This is a genomic window from Brucella sp. RRSP16, from assembly GCF_052246815.1.
GTDB lineage: Bacteria > Pseudomonadota > Alphaproteobacteria > Rhizobiales > Rhizobiaceae > Brucella > Brucella intermedia.
The window spans coordinates 1-625 of sequence record NZ_JBQQAM010000051.1 but is presented as its reverse complement, the minus strand read 5'-3'; the positions used below and the strand labels follow the sequence as shown (position 1 = coordinate 625).

Here is a 625-nt window from a genome sequence, read left to right as displayed (position 1 = left end):
AGTCTGGCGCTGATCGAGCAAGAAATTCAGGCTTTCCTCGACCCAGTCTTTCGTTTGCCCGCTCGCCTTTTCCCGGCGATTTTTCTCCTGCACGATCATGTGCGACAATTGTCTGTAACGGCTAACAAAATCCGCCAAAACCCGTTCCCGGGAGGAGCGTTGAAGCAGAATTCTTGTTTCCATGCGCCTTGCATAATCGGCAAGAATGAAGGCGTCGATCCTGTCGGTCTTGGAGAGCTGGCCACCGGCACGTGCAAACTGTCGGACCTGCTTCGCATTGACCTTGGCAACGGGCAGTCGTGCGGCCTGCAAGGCGGCAACGACATGGCGTTCGTAACCGCCGGTCGGCTCAAGGACCAGCCTTTCGATCCCCTCCAGAGAGACCACAAAGGTGAGAAAATCAGCAATACCTGCCGGGGTGTTTTGATAGGCGGCCATCTGGCCATCGGGCAGAACGCAGACATCCAAAGATGATTTTGATATGTCGATGCCGACAAAACGACTAGTATAAGACATGAGGCTGGTCTCCCTTATACGCGAGCGCGAAGCTCTCTCAACGGTGCGACAAGACCTCAAAAGCTGCAAAGGGTTCTGCTTTTTTACGAACGAAAGTTCCTGCCGGGCA

The 625-nt window shown here is 54.2% G+C and carries 1 protein-coding gene; it reads right to left on the bottom strand.

The features are described 5' to 3' along the window. Positions 1-516 (bottom strand): IS110 family transposase (locus ACS5UA_RS22840; RefSeq protein ID WP_443101887.1); only part of this gene is annotated, 516 nt, incomplete at its 3' end. Between the last annotated feature and the right edge of the window lie 109 nt (positions 517-625).